Annotated in this window: 13 protein-coding genes; 6 read left to right on the plus strand and 7 right to left on the minus strand. The window is 35.5% G+C overall.

Going from position 1 to position 12,664, the window contains the following annotated elements; genetic code table 11:
• The 5 genes from JHC30_03305 to JHC30_03325 form a co-directional block, all read right to left on the minus strand.
• Positions 1 to 157 (minus strand): PQQ-binding-like beta-propeller repeat protein (locus tag JHC30_03305; GenBank protein ID MCI4463180.1); only part of this gene is annotated, 157 nt, incomplete at its 3' end.
• Between the two features lie 13 nt (positions 158 to 170).
• Positions 171 to 2,318 carry a WG repeat-containing protein gene (locus JHC30_03310; protein MCI4463181.1) on the minus strand — a complete coding sequence of 716 codons (2,148 nt, stop codon included), beginning with the start codon at positions 2,316 to 2,318 and terminating at the stop codon, positions 171 to 173.
• A 13-nt stretch (positions 2,319 to 2,331) separates the two neighbouring features.
• Entirely contained in the window at positions 2,332 to 3,549 is a 1,218-nt protein-coding gene (locus JHC30_03315; GenBank protein ID MCI4463182.1) for a hypothetical protein, read from the minus strand.
• Positions 3,550 to 3,558: 9 nt separating this feature from the next.
• Positions 3,559 to 5,439: a hypothetical protein gene (locus JHC30_03320; protein MCI4463183.1), complete on the minus strand. Its 1,881-nt coding sequence runs from the start codon at positions 5,437 to 5,439 to the stop codon at positions 3,559 to 3,561.
• 67 nt (positions 5,440 to 5,506) lie between these two features.
• Complete coding sequence (locus JHC30_03325) at positions 5,507 to 6,541, minus strand: hypothetical protein (GenBank protein MCI4463184.1); 1,035 nt, start codon at positions 6,539 to 6,541, stop codon at positions 5,507 to 5,509.
• A 277-nt stretch (positions 6,542 to 6,818) separates the two neighbouring features.
• Here JHC30_03325 and JHC30_03330 point away from each other — a divergent pair, with 277 nt between their 5' ends.
• From JHC30_03330 to JHC30_03350, 5 genes are all read left to right on the plus strand, one after another.
• A complete protein-coding gene (locus JHC30_03330) occupies positions 6,819 to 7,397 on the plus strand; it encodes a hypothetical protein (GenBank protein MCI4463185.1) in 579 nt (192 codons plus the stop codon).
• A gap of 66 nt (positions 7,398 to 7,463) precedes the next feature.
• Positions 7,464 to 8,744, plus strand: coding sequence for a WG repeat-containing protein (locus tag JHC30_03335; GenBank protein ID MCI4463186.1), 1,281 nt, complete (start codon positions 7,464 to 7,466; stop codon positions 8,742 to 8,744).
• A 49-nt stretch (positions 8,745 to 8,793) separates the two neighbouring features.
• Positions 8,794 to 9,447, plus strand: coding sequence for a DUF1648 domain-containing protein (locus JHC30_03340; protein MCI4463187.1), 654 nt, complete (start codon positions 8,794 to 8,796; stop codon positions 9,445 to 9,447).
• Between the two features lie 16 nt (positions 9,448 to 9,463).
• Entirely contained in the window at positions 9,464 to 10,528 is a 1,065-nt protein-coding gene (locus JHC30_03345; protein MCI4463188.1) for a hypothetical protein, read from the plus strand.
• Positions 10,528 to 10,998, plus strand: coding sequence for an SdpI family protein (locus JHC30_03350; GenBank protein MCI4463189.1), 471 nt, complete (start codon positions 10,528 to 10,530; stop codon positions 10,996 to 10,998). The genes JHC30_03345 and JHC30_03350 overlap by 1 nt, the downstream gene beginning before the upstream one ends.
• Before the next feature lie 17 nt (positions 10,999 to 11,015).
• Here JHC30_03350 and JHC30_03355 read toward each other — a convergent pair whose 3' ends face one another.
• Complete coding sequence (locus JHC30_03355; protein MCI4463190.1) at positions 11,016 to 11,327, minus strand: sortase B protein-sorting domain-containing protein; 312 nt, start codon at positions 11,325 to 11,327, stop codon at positions 11,016 to 11,018.
• A 20-nt stretch (positions 11,328 to 11,347) separates the two neighbouring features.
• Positions 11,348 to 11,839, minus strand: coding sequence for a DUF2007 domain-containing protein (locus JHC30_03360; protein ID MCI4463191.1), 492 nt, complete (start codon positions 11,837 to 11,839; stop codon positions 11,348 to 11,350).
• Between the two features lie 188 nt (positions 11,840 to 12,027).
• On the opposite strand from JHC30_03360, the gene JHC30_03365 reads away from it, so the two are divergent.
• A complete protein-coding gene (locus JHC30_03365; protein MCI4463192.1) occupies positions 12,028 to 12,585 on the plus strand; it encodes a hypothetical protein in 558 nt (185 codons plus the stop codon).
• Positions 12,586 to 12,664: the final 79 nt, after the last annotated feature.

Raw genomic sequence — 12,664 nt, forward strand, 5'->3', positions numbered from 1 at the left:
AATCGTCCCAAAATCCCATATATATTGTTCCATCTTCTGCGATAGCAGGAGAAGATTCAATTTGGCTTCCTGTTTTGAATTTCCACTTAAGCGTGCCGTTATTTTTTGATGTATCATATGGGCACTGGCTGGTATGTTGTGCGTTGTATCCATACATAGACCAGACTTGGCTAATTCTCCCAGTACTGTGTCCCTTTTGCATCGATGTAGCCAAGAAGTTTGTATTCTTCGGCTGGCGGTCCTGTATGTATCAGTTTGTAAACAGGTGCAAGTCCGTTACTAAAATCGCCCACCTTGTCGTATACAGGGTTAATCACAATTTTTCCTTCTTTATCAATAAATCCCCATTTATTCTCACCTATTGGAACAGCAGCAAGTCCTTCGTGAAAATCGTGAGGACAAACGTTATAAAGTTTACCGATTTTGTAAGGGGTATTGATCACCTTTCCGTTTTTATCAATGAGTTCCCAGCTGTTGTTCACAAAAATCCACGCAAGCCCTTCGCTAAAAGGATGCGCATACTCTTCTATAACTTCGTAGTGTGCTATATCATAGGGATAAGTTATGGGAATAACCTCGTTTCCTTTTTTGTCTATATATCCGAATTTTCCATTGAGCCCAACCGCTGCTAACCCATCACTAAAGTCTTCGACTTCATCATACTTTGGCTGTATTACTATTTTCCCTTTTTTATCTATAAAGCCCCATTTGTTATTCATTTTGACTGCGGCAAGTCCTTCATGAAAATCACTTACTGATTCATAAACTGCAGGAATTACAACTTTACCTTTTGTGTCTACAAAACCGAATTTCTCAGCAATTTCAAAGCCTGCAAGTCCATAGTGGAAATCTCCAAGGGAATCATATGAAGGTTGCAACACAATATTTCCATTCTTATCAATTGTGCCCCATTTTCCATTTAATTCAACAATTGCAAAGCCGTCCTCTGTAAACCCGAATGCGTTATCGTAAGTTGCCTTTATTACCATATTGCCTGTTTCATCTATGTATCCCCATTTCCCGTTTAATTTCACCGCTGCAAGTCCGTTACTAAAGTCCCTTGCTTCATCGTAATCTGGCTGAATTGCAACTCTTCCTGCCTTATCGATGTATCCCCATTTGCCATTTATAAAGACCGTAGCGAGTCCTCCGTGGAAATCTCCTGCAAAGTGGTTTGCATCGCCAAAGTTTGCCTGTATAACCAGGTTGCCATTTTTATCAATAAATCCACTTTTGTTATTAATACGAATCTGTGCAAGTCCTTCACTAAAACTCCGTCCATAGACAAAGTTAGTCTTAATTACAACCTGAAACTTCTCGTTTACATAGCATACTTTGCCGTTGTTATAGACTGGAGCAAGTCCCTCACTAAAATCGCCAGGGTTTGAAAAATAAAAAGGAAGTAGTGTCTCGTTTCCTTTTGCATCAACATAGCCCCACTGTCCGTTACGGCCTACTGCAGCAAAACCTCCGCTAAAATCAGATGCATAGTCGTATTTAGGTTGAATTACAACATTCCCCTTCGTATCAATGAAACCAAATTTGTCGTTTGTGTAAACACGGGCAAGTCCGTTATGAAAATCCCATACTTCTTCGTAAGTTGGTGGGACTATTAAATTTCCTTTCGTATCAATAAAACCATACTTACCGTTTACCATAACCCATGCAAATCCCTCGCTAAAATCTCCTACAGCGTTATAATCTGGAGGGATAACTACCTTTCCATTTGTGTCAATAAAGCCTGCCTTTGAGGGTGTGAAAACCTGTATTAAGCCCTCGCTAATCATAGAGAAGTCTTCAAGACCATTGTCCTCTAAAACTACATTACCGTGAGTGTTTATAAAACTGTATGATAAATTGTTTGAATTTATGTAGGATTGGCTATTCGGTTTTACTATGCCAACTTTTGCAAGTCCATTTTCAAAATCATCTGCAACATCGTAAGTGAGGTTTACTACTATTTTCCCGCTCTTATCAATGTATCCAAATTTCTCTTCGTTATTTATGTATTTTGCAACTCGCGCAAGCCCATTGTGAAAATCATACGCCATGTCAAATTGAGGAGGAATGATTACCTCTCCTTTCTCATTGATATAACCGTATTTGTTATTTAGTTTTACCCAGGCAAGCCCTTCGCTAAAAAATCCTGCTTCATCATAGGCAGGTTTTATAACTATCTTCTTGTTTATGTCGCAGTATCCCCATTTTTCGCCCACTCTATACGGGATAAGAGAAGGAAGTTTCCTTGAGACAATCCCACACGATGTGAAAACCATTACAAGCAAACTCAACAAAATAACTACTTTCTTTACATTCATCTTTCCACCTCTCTTATTCTCCAATATAAATTGCATCTTTTACTTCCACTTTGAACAATTCATTCAAATTGACTTTCTTATTTGTTGTTGCGTCGATAAGATACCAGATTGAGGTTGGGGCAATTGAGGTATCATTGTGCGATAGAACCTCGCAGGTAAATTTGCAACTATCGGGAGAGAAGTGCATAAAGTTAGGGTTTGTTATGCCTGTGAAAACAATGTTTGAAAGGTCATCATTACATATGTATAGCTTTTCTTCATTCTCAAGTGTTGAGAATACGATCTTTTTGCACTTATCGAGGACTGCATTAATGTAGAGATTTTTGTTTAATAATTTTTTGAGTTTTGTCCCCAATAATCCTTCTCTATTTTTGTAAAGTTTGGATGCTTCTTCCGCAGAAATTTCCTTGCTATTTCCCTCCAAGTCCACTACAAACCATTTATCAGTTTCTTTACCATTTTTTGACCATGTTGTTCTACTATAAAGGATTTCCCTGCCATCGTTTACAAACTCTACACTTGAGATATAATCCTCACCAAAATTTTGATTAAGATTTGATGGTTTTGCAAGCAGTTTGAGTTCACCAGTTTCAAGATTTTTTAGATACAAACCAGTTCTATTGTCAGGGAATGATTCGACATTGCCACCTGCATAGGCAATGTATTTTTTGTCAGGCGATATAGCATAGTAAAACGCTTTTTCCTCTTTATTTTTCGAAGAATCTAACAGGTAATCCATTTTGCCGTTATTTAAGTCAAAGCATGAAAGCGAAATAAACGGTGCATTTACTCCTTGAAATCCATAAAGAAGTTTATCGTCCCCCATCTCAAATGAAATCTTGAAACCACCTTCCCAGTAGTCCTCTGCAATTTTAACCAATTTAAGCGTTTCAATATTTAAAGCATACAAATATTGCTTTGATTTAGGACCGAAATCAACAGGTGATGGGTTTAGTATTATCCATTTAGCATCTGGAGATATACCGTAAATTCTAACTTCAAATTTGCTATTTATAATTGCAACCCTTTCAGTTCTGTTTCCGTCTTTATTGCTTGCATAAATTCCATCGTTAGTTACAAAGATAATTTTCGATGGCTCGTTTAAAATTGAGCTTAAAGAATCCGTCTTTGTAACTCTAATCAGAGTTTCATTACTAATTTTCTTGAATACAACAATAAAGGAAGCAACTAAAACTGCAAGAACAACCAAAAAAATAAGCACTTTTTTCATTTTTCCCCCTTAGTAATGTACCTTATAAATGACAATTCTTCCGTTGATGACTTTGATAAAAATATTAAGAGATTTTGCATCATTTGCTTCAATATATATTTTATTGTTTACGATTTTCCACTGTGGACTGTCTTTTTGCAATACTGGATTCAGGATTTCCCAGTTTCCATTTTTTGCCTTTTTAAAGATAATTCCGTCAATGACTGCATAAACGACCCCGTTTGAATCGATTGAAAAGCTGTTTACATAGTCTCTTCCCTCCTTAAACCACGGCGGCAGAAAACTTGTAAAAGTCTTGCCTCCGTCAGTCGATAAGAACATTTTGCCATTGAAGGTTATGTATATTCTTTTGTAGTCTGTTGGGTCAACCGCAATTCTTTCGGAATCGATTGCGGAGAGTAATTTCCAAACTGTGCCGTTATCTTCTGATTTGAGAATTCCACGGTTAGAAGCACCATAAATGATATTCGGGCTTTCGGGTGTAAATGAAACTGCAAATAATTTTGTAAAACCTGTTGTATCCCCATTTATTGCAAAAAGTCTCATAAACCTTCTTCCGCCATCATTTGATACATAAAGCACATTTCCCAAAACCAGGATATTAGAAGGATTGTAAGGATTTATGTACACAATAGATCCATCGTTGAGAATCTTTTTCCACTTTTTTCCATTATCTTCTGATCTTGATACTGAGTCAGAGGTTCCAACATAGATTGTGTTTGGGTTTCCTGGATCAACTGCTATAGAGTCAATATCCTCAAAATCTGCAACCTTTGTAAAATGCAATCCATAATCATCTGTTCTAAACAATCCATATAGTCCCGATATGCTGTCTTCCTTCCTTACCCATCCATAGAATATTGCTGGATTATTTGGATCAACTGCTTTTACTGAAAATGATAGTCCATCAGGGTAGGTTACAAATGTTTTGCCACCATCTTTTGAGACCATTGATTTTGTATAAATAACTAACGGATCTTTCGGGTGAGGCAAAGGAAAGTCATTTGCTCCGAGGTTATCTAAGTCGGCTATTACAAAATCCTTTAAGAAATTTAAGCTATCAGAGAGGATGTAAATTCTATTATTCTCTTTTAATATCTCGATTTTATTGGGAATGTTTTTCGGACTAACTTTTACAAAGTGACCATCTGAATCCACTTCTCCAAAATTTGACTCAATAAGATTTCCATCCTGATTAAAAACCACATAGTCAGTTAAATAGTATTTTAAGTCTCCGTATATACGGTACGGAAATTGCTTTATTACATCATATGTATTGATTTTTATTTCTACAATACCGTCTTTGTCAGTTTTTAGATTTGATAAACCAATTGATTTGTTCCTTGCTATGTTTCCTTTGGCATCGGTAAGTAGAAGCCGTAAATTTACAGTTTCTCCTGCAAAAAGAAGTATTACATTCTCATCTTCTTTATTCCCACTTAGTGAAGCAAGAGTTGGAGCATTCAAAACTTTTGCTTTATAAGTAACTTTAAATTTATATTCTTCGTATCTGTAAGCTGAACAACTCAAAACAGCACCTTTATGCATTAACCTATATTCTCCCAATTCATCAAAAGTCATTTTTCCGCCAAATTTTCTTATAACTTCTCCTTTTTGATTTCTATACTTTGTTGGCTCTGTAAGAAAGTGAGTCTCTTTTCCAGATGGAGAAACAATATCAAAGGAATCTAAAACTGTATATCCGCTTAGTTCCAGGGTATCGTTTAAGTAAACATTGATAATAAAATTGTTCGGAGTTCGATAGTCAACTCTTGGCTGTTTAAACTCAATTATTTCACAACTTTCTATTGGGGATTGTTGTTGCTTACTACATCCTAAAGCACTCATCATGAACGCAATCGTTAGCAAAAAAATAAGCGCTTTTCTCATAAAGCATTTCCTCCTTATTTATTGCTCTTTTCATATTTTACTATCATCTCTAAAAAAATTCATCGATTTAAAAACCCTTAAGTGGGTTTGTATTAATAATTTCTTCCACTACTTCAAAGCCCTTTGGGAATGCATAATTGTAACGAGCAGGAAGAGCAAAGACATATTTGGAGTTTCTGCCAAGTTCGGTGGGACCGATTGGTGCAGCACCTATATGAAACTTTTCTTGTTGAAGCGTATCCCACTGTTCGAGTGTGAACACCATTATGGGGATATCCTGTGTTGGGACTTCTTTGGTCCACTGGGGACTCCTTATCAAAATCAGTGGTCCTTCTTCGCTTGCAACTTCTCCATTTGCACCTTCACTATACCCCGTCCATTTGTCTTTAATAATTTTGTAACCCTGCCATGTCAAAGGCAAATCAAAAGTAAAACCATATTCTGTATTTTTGTACTGAATTGTTTTAAAACATTGTTTAAATAGACCATTACTTACTTCAAGAATATGTGAGACATTAATATCTTCTTGATATCCTCTCATAAAAGAAGACATCCAACTTTCGCCATATTCTTCAATCATCCAGGCGCTGAAACCAGGACCTAAAGTCTCTTTGCTCCAATCAATCCGGGGTCCAAGAATTCCCAAATTCAATTTCTCTCGCATTGCATAAAGTGCGTTGCTAAAGCCTACTACAATGATTGGGTAGAATTTTTGAGGATACTCTCTAAGCCACCCTTGCGGTAAAAGGTCTATTGCATCCTTATCAATCCAGATAGGTATTATATATGTGCTTGTGCAGGAGTTGAGTGTTTTAAAATCAGTCACTTTCAAAATCTGAGGATATTTCTTAAGTTCAGTGTCAGTAATAAGCCCACCATTTCGAGGTGCAAGATAAATTGCCTGGATCCCTTCTTCTCCGCCCGGAGAAACATATATGTCACTTATATTCGTCTGTGAACTTCCATTAGAGATGTTGGTGTTTGTTTGAGTTTGTCCCTGTTTCTTTTGTGTAATCCACAGTGCATAAATAGCCATTAAAATAACTACGACTGCAACAATTGCTACAACTTTTGCAATTTTTCCTTTGAATATGTTTTTCATTTTTCACCTTCTCTACAATATTAGATATATGAAGTGGTAAAAAAGTTCCACAATTTTTGAAGAATTTTGAAAGAATTTTTTACAAATAATAATTTGGCTTAAAATGAAGTAGTGATAATGGAAGTTAAATTTTTGTTCGGAGATTTTGGAGTTAATTTTTTAAAAAAGTGGAACTTTTTCTGAAATTTTGTATCTAATATTATGAGAGAATTTGGAGGACAAAATGAGAAAAGAAATTATTTTAATAACACGGTTATGCTAAGAGGGGTGGTGAAAGATGAGCAAAACCTCAAAAATTTTTATTATCGCCTTAATGGTCTTTGGCATCTTAATTTTAACATCGCTTGAGTCGATGCAATTCACAAATTCCGCCCCGAAGGTAATCGATCTTTCGAATATAACGCTTCCCTCCTACAAGCTTCCTCCTAATGCAAAAGTAACTAAAGAAAAAATAAGGGATAATTTAATAAAAGAAATTAAAATGTGTAGAGAATGGAATATACCGTGGGATCCTCACTTTCCCGACGGCACAGTTCCTACAAGAGTCCAGGTAATTACAATCCCTTACGGAGAATATACAAGAATATTCCTTGAAAATAAAGATGCTTCTGTTGCTACACCAAAAGATAAGTTGTATATACTTGTTGGCATTGATATTGCAGAGCCTCTAAAACAATTAGCTTTTAATATGGTGAGCATTCCACCAACTCAATTGAGGCTGTGGGAGAGGACGGGAGCACTCGATTCAAATAGACCTGTTGTGAATCAGGAACTTTTCCTTATAGATCCGATGACTGGCATTGCTGTGGAACATGGTTTCTACCAGGGTATATTCATTTTTCCGAAGCAGGATTGAAAAAAGCTTTAAATTATTTTTTGTAAGTAGTATAATTATGCTGATAGTAAAAGGAGGTAGGAAAAAATGAATGCAAAAAGGTTAGTTTCGTTGTTAGTCCTTGTTGTATTGATTTTTACTTCGTGCGGGGCAAAAGAAAGCAAAGGGGCTTATTCGAATGAAAGCCTTAAATACCTTCCGCAACTTATTCCTTATAGAGCAGGAGAATATTGGGGATACTGTAACAAAGATAAGCATATCATCGTCCAGCCAAAATATTCTGAAGCCTATCTTCTAAGTGAAGGTCTTGCAGCAGTTAATCTTAACGGAAAATGGGGATACATAGACGAAAAAGGGAATACTGTTATACAGCCCAAATTTGGTATGGCAGGGAATTTTCACGAAGGGCTTGCCTATGTCAGTATCGGAAACAAGTATGGTTATATAGATGCAAAAGGGAAATTAGTTATAAATCCTATGTTTGATAGTGCCTGGGATTTCCATAATGGCATTGCAATGGTTTCAATGAACATCCCGAAGGTTGGCACTAAATACGGATATATAGATAAAACTGGAAAATACATAGTAGAACCTAAGTTTGACTATGGATATGATTTTAACGGTAGTTTTGCAGTTGTAATGTCCGGGTGGAAACAAGGCGTTATCAATAAGTATGGAAAGATAATTGTCCCAACCAAATATGACCAAGTGTTTATAGTAGAGAATACGCTGGGTTTATTTGCAGTTAGGTCGGGTGATAAGTATGGTTTATTTGATGCGAAGGGTAAAATGGTTCTTTCGATAAAATATGACTATATTGGGAACTTTGTGGATGGACTTGCTCCAACGGGTCTGAACGGCAAATGGGGATATATAAATACAAAAGGGCAAGTTGCTATTCCTTTCACATTTGATGGTGCGGAGGATTTTCATGAAGGGCTTGCTTCGGTATCTGTCAAGGGTAACTATGGATATATTGACGAGAAAGGTAGGTTTATTATAAAGCCTGCATATAAATGCTCTTATATGTTTAGTGAAGGGCTTGCCGCAGTTCAGGATAAGAGTGGCAAATGGGGTTACATAAATAAAAGTGGTACAGTTGTGATCAAGCCTGTTTACGATGAAGCAAACAATTTTTCGGAGGGTCTTGCTTATGTAAAAGCAGGGGGAACTCAAAAATTTATCGACAAGAATGGGAATACAGCATTTGTAATACCAGCATCTTTTGACAAACTCGGTTATGTAATTTCGTATCCATATTTTGTAAATGGTTTGATAACAGTTGTCTTACCACAAGGCGCAGGTGTTTCTAAGACCATTGGTTATATGGATGGCAGAGGGACGCAATACTGGGAAGAGAAGAAATAGAAAAGTATTAGAAGTGCTAAAGGTAGAAGCCTTATAAAGGGATTTTAAGATGGAAGGACTCAAGGGGGAGAAAAAGTTATCGAGTTCAGGAAAAGTCTTTATTTTTATTGCTTTTGCAATTCTCCTTGTAACATTTGCTTTGAGTATTTTCTTTTATCCCCGTCTTCCTCAGGTTATTGCAACGCACTGGAATGCATTCGGCGAAGTTGATGGTTTTATGCAAAAGTCCTGGGGTGTATTTACCCTGCCTATTTTTTCCTCTGCCATAACTTTGTTTTTTATTCTTGTGCCAAAAATTTTCAGGACGAAAGAAAGTGAAAAATTCAGGGAAATATATTACGAAATAGCAATTTTTTTGTCTTTGTTATTCTTGCTTGCACAAATTCATACGCTCCTTTGGAATATCGGGATAAAGCTTAACGCAAATGTTTTCATTTCTTTTACCTTGGGAGGACTTTTAATGTCTTTTGCACTTATACTTGACGATATGGGGAAGCGTATAGAGAATGAAACAAAGGGAGACATTACTTTTTCAGAACGCTATGATTTGAATAGTGTTAAAGCGGTAAGCCTTACTTTTAAAGTAATCGGAATTATCGCTATTCTTGGAGCCTTTTTCCCGAGATACTCGGTTTGGTTTGTTGTTTTCCCTCTAATGTTTTCTCCATTTCTAATAGCACTTTTTATTTCAATAAAATCGTAACAAAAAGGAGGAAATTGTGGAAAATGTTTGGACAATTTTTAAGGATGCTTTTAAAGAGTGGATTAAGAAGTGGTGGTTTGTTGGTTCGTTTTTTGTGGTTCCATTACTTGGTTTTATTGCTCAAATCGCAGGCTTTACCATTTCCCTTCTTGGAAATAATGATTTACTCAAATCGACCATAAACTATCAGTGGTTTAGTAAGACTTACACTCAGCATTTTTTGTATCCTTCAACAACGCAATACACTTTAAGCGATATTTTGAAATGGTTTGCTCAAAAATCGTTTGTTCTCTTTGCCGTGTTTTTAGTGCTTTATGTTCTTTTGGGCGTAGTCCCGTCGTATGAAAAGCAAGATTTACACCACAGGAATCTTATGCTCAGGATATTTATCTTGTTTTTTATAGCAAATATTCTCTTTGAGTTCGTTTATATGTTTGTTATGAAGCAATTTAACCCTATGACTTTACAAAGCAATACAAAGAAATTTGAGTTAGTAAATAGAATTTTAATGTGGCTATTTAGTCCATTTTCTACATCAAACTTTATAACAATAGGTTTATTATCTATTCTTCTTCAAAGTAAATTTACTGGAAAATCCTCCGTTAGAATAATTTTCTTTTTATATGTTATTTCTTTTATATCTTTGCTATTTTCGATTCCGCTTGGCTTTTTGCAATCTCATGAGCCTTCTTTTGTATCTGTTTTTATTTCACTTATCATTTTTATCGTGTCATTATTAATAGGAATGTATTCGATTTTCTTTTATGTGCCTTTGGCAAGAGATGATACATTTAAGGATGGTATCGATGAAGGATTTGGCTTAGCAAGGAAGTATCCTGATATTAAGTTAATATATTTAGGAAGTCTTATTTTACTTTCTCTAATTGGAATCGGTTTTTATTTTATAAATTCTCATGTTTTTGGCTTATCTAAAACTTTTAATATAATTAATTTCGTTAACTATATTCTTGAATTTCTCGGTAATTTTATTGTTTCTATGCTTATTGTAACGATTTACGAACTTTCATTAGGCTATTCTGGAGAGGACGATACAAATTATACTGATTTAGAAGGGAAGTGATGAAAGTGCTTTTTGGACCGCTACCGGAAGGTGCAAATCTTTATGTTATTAATGCGTTGTTAATCCTTGCTTATTCAATTTTTGTTATTATTGGATTTAACTCAAAGCGAAACTATTTTGCTGGAGTAAGGACTCCTGAAACTCTCGGGAACGATAACATATGGAAAGAAGTAAATAGAAGGGTATTGATTGTCACTCTTTCGTTTACTGTCCCACTCTTTATCCTGAACCTTGTATTTGCCATTTTGAAGTTTGGAGAGCCTTTCGGCATTGCAATACTTGTAGTTTTTGCTCTTGGTATGATTATTATAAACACTTACTCTCTTAAATATGCACAAAATCTTGTAAAAGAAAGTGGTAATGAGGTCCAGAAAACTGAAATTCCTCTTACAAAAGTTATTTTGCTTTTATTAGGGACGATTTTTCTTGCATTAATATGGTTTTTAATATGGAATTGGAAGGTTAAATAAACTCGATAGAATTTAATTTAGTCGCTTTTATATTTCTCGTCATTTGTTATGTTTTGTAATTTTATTTTGATTTTATTACTAACCCCGAGAATCTCGAGTATGGCTAATATAATTAGAATGATAACACCTGAATAAATTGAATTGCTTTCTTCATATGAAAGGAATATGAAAACAATCCCTGACAGAACAAGAAGTGTAGCGAATAAGAAGATTTTTTTAGTATCGTTTGCTCGTATTGCATTTTTAATCCAGGTAAGGCTTTCTATGTAAATTGTTACAGAGGCAACACTCAAAATAAACCACAAAGCCCATACCACTCCCTTAACCATATTTTTACCTCCTGTGTTTCCTATTTTTGCTTTTTTCCTAAATGATTCTTTATAATTCTCTTCGCCTTATCGAAATCGCCTGCTTTTACATATATATTTTCGGAAGCAATCCCAAATGTAGATTGACCAAATCGAGCCTTGATGTATGCATCCATACCTTCTCCATAAGAGCCTGGCACTTCTTTTTTAACGACCGCCTTGATGCCATTTGTCCCAAGAAGGTTCTTAATTAACTCTGCTTCCATTTCGTTACTTGTTGAAGCAAGAAACACAAGTCCTTCTTTTGTATGTCCCTTAGATGGGTTTATGTATAGCGAATTTTCACGCCTCCTCAGTGCAAATAACGCAAGAAAAGAGACAGCTGAAATGAAAGAGCAAATGCTTCCAATTATAAAGGGAGTCCTATCCTGAATATCGAGAATCGAGGAAATTGCAAAAATAATAATCGAGGAAATAAAGCATACCCCGAAAACCACTCTAAGCATCTTATCCAAACTTTCCGTATTTTTCATCATAATCATTTTACAACAAATTGAAAAAATTTATAGAGGAAAATTATTAAACAACCAGACACCCGGAGTAGAGAAAAATGTAAAAAGAAGTACAAGTTTCAGAAACTCTTACATTTTTTTCAAAAAGTGTTATACTCTTTTAGAGTGAAAAATGCCCAGTTTGAGAGGTACTACGTGAACGAGATACTATGAAAGAGTATATTATAGAAGCGCAAAAACTCATATATGCCTTGATTGATCATTTTGGTTTTGAGGACATTATCCTGACTTTTTCAGTTTCCAATTCGGACCCAGGGAAAAGAAGGGAATTCAAAGATATTCATGCAAGTTTTGGACAAGACAGCTCTTCAGAGTTTGCTTCCTGGTTCGTTTTGGTGAGGGCAAAAATGGTAGGGGAGAAATACAACATAATGTCCATTGTCCTCAGGCATTTTTTGAGGAATCAGATGATCCCGTTTGTAACAAAAGATAACAAGGTAATTAAAATACCAAAAAAGGAAATTTACCACTTTTTGATTCTTACAAATGTAAGCGAAGGACCAGAATCAATTGATAGAGCAGGAATCGTATCTCGGGAGATGGAAATAGAAGACCATGTGTTCGCCTTTGATGAGAAGGAGACATACGAAGCGCAAAATACAGATTATAGGACGGGCAAACCTCTCGAACCTGAAGCAGGAGTAATCTGCAAATCTTCAATAGAACTAATTGAGCATCTATTGAACGGAGGATCAAAACTTTTGTAAAGTGAAACTAGTTAATGATACACTGTTCGCCTGCGCTTTATTCTTTATCTGGTTAATTATAAAGTTTAGTATCTGCAAG

This window comes from Caldisericum sp., assembly GCA_022759145.1.
GTDB lineage: Bacteria > Caldisericota > Caldisericia > Caldisericales > Caldisericaceae > Caldisericum.